The sequence below is a fragment of the Halobacillus sp. BBL2006 genome, from assembly GCF_000786645.1.
Classification (GTDB): domain Bacteria; phylum Bacillota; class Bacilli; order Bacillales; family Halobacillaceae; genus Halobacillus.
In genome coordinates this window covers 1-1,639 of the sequence record NZ_JRNX01000340.1, presented here as the reverse complement: position 1 = coordinate 1,639, position 1,639 = coordinate 1, and the positions used below count along the sequence as shown (strand labels likewise).

At 41.4% G+C, this 1,639-nt stretch carries 2 protein-coding genes; one reads left to right on the top strand and one right to left on the bottom strand.

What is annotated here, in order from left to right; genetic code table 11:
* Window positions 1-258: 258 nt before the first annotated feature.
* On the bottom strand, window positions 259-1,242 hold the full coding sequence (locus tag LD39_RS10815; RefSeq protein ID WP_052158821.1) for an NAD(P)/FAD-dependent oxidoreductase: 984 nt from the start codon (window positions 1,240-1,242) through the stop codon (window positions 259-261).
* 203 nt (window positions 1,243-1,445) lie between these two features.
* On the opposite strand from LD39_RS10815, the gene LD39_RS10810 reads away from it, so the two are divergent.
* Window positions 1,446-1,639, top strand: a 194-nt coding sequence (locus tag LD39_RS10810) for a PadR family transcriptional regulator (RefSeq protein WP_231572557.1), incomplete at its 3' end; no start/stop codon positions are given.

Here is a 1,639-nt window from a genome sequence, read left to right as displayed (position 1 = left end):
TCCTGTGGGATGAACATGATCGGTGAGATCCCGGAAGACGGAGTCTGAGGAAGCTCAACACATGCCCACGGAAAGCGAGTCATTTCCAGGACCTCCTAATTCTATCTCAAGTAAAGGAAACTGGCTTACAACCATCTCGAAATCGAGTCTTCCACCACCCTGCACGTTTTGTTGAATAACCTTTATGACCCTGCCACAGGACCCCCTATCATTTAACTGATTCAAAAAGAGAACACATGCCCCGCGCGATCAACAGGCTTATGTATTATATTTATAGACGACTGTACTATAGACCTGTGATTTTGCTTTCGGATCCAGGTACATTGCCGCACTATTAACCGCTGCCATTGCTTCAGTAAAACCTGACGCAATCAGCATCGTTTTACTCGGATAAATAGCGGCGTCCCCAGCCACAAAAATCCCTTCTATATTTGAGCACATGTCAGTCCCAACCGGAATACGCCCTTTTTCTGTTTCAAGGCCCCACTCCGCATACATACTTTTCTCAATCTGTAACCCTTCATAAACCAAAATGTGATCAACTTCTATTTCAAGACCATCCTTCAGGGTAAGGCTTGTCATCATTTCTTCATCTCCATGGAGCTGTTCGACTTCTTGATTTAGATGGGTTTGCACTGAAGAAGCATTCAACTGGTCTACGTCATTTTCATAGACTGCTTTGAATTCATCACCGCAATTAACTAAGTGAACCTCATCCGAGACTTTTTCGAGAGCGAGCGACCAATCAATCCCCACACGGCTTTGAGAAATGACAGCGACTTTCTTCCCTTCATATTGATTCAAATTTTGAATACTATAATGAATTTGTTCCTCTTCAAATTTTTCACTTCCATTCACTTGCAGTGGCTGCATATCAAAGGTGCCCATTCCTGAAGCGATAATCACTGCTTTTGAAAAGTGCTGTTCTCCATGCTCATTTTCCAAAATGAATGATCCATCCTCCTGCTTTTCAATTGAATGGATTTTTTCCTCCGTTGAAACTGTAGGATTCACAAGATCCGTTTGTTTCTTCACTTCGTGCACAAGGTCTTCCCCCGTAATTCCTGGGAATCCACCCACATCATAAATCTTTTTCTCTGGATAGAAAAAAGATACTTTCCCGCCTGGTTCCGGCTGATACTCAATAACTTTCGTCTTCAAATCACGCATCCCGCTGTAAAAAGCAGCATACATTCCCGTTGTTCCTCCACCTATGATGGTCACGTCAAAACGTTCACTCATCTTGATCTCCTCTTCCATATTGATATTTATGTAAATTCACCATTTTATAATCAGTAATGATAATCATTTTCAACAAAAGTATATCGACTTTTTCTAAGCTCTTCAAGGAAACGTTAAAAAATGTAAAGGTTCAGGCCGACCTATTGCTAAGTTCTCATAGATATCGTATTATGATATCGGATTTCGATATTGGAGGTGGAAATGTGCTTCGAGATTTCTTTCTAGGGTCGATTAAAATCCATATACTTTATCATGCAGATGTCGAACCTATTTATGGAGCTTATTTGATGGAAGAACTTGCTTCCCACGGATATGATATCAGCCCCGGGACGCTATATCCGACACTCAAAGGTCTACATAAGAATGGGTTACTCGATAAATATGAAGAGACGGTTCA

Coding starts and splice junctions, on each gene's coding strand:
- LD39_RS10815 (WP_052158821.1), bottom strand. CDS start 1,242: ATGAGTGAACGTTTTGACGTGACCATCATAGGTGGAGGAACAACGGGA.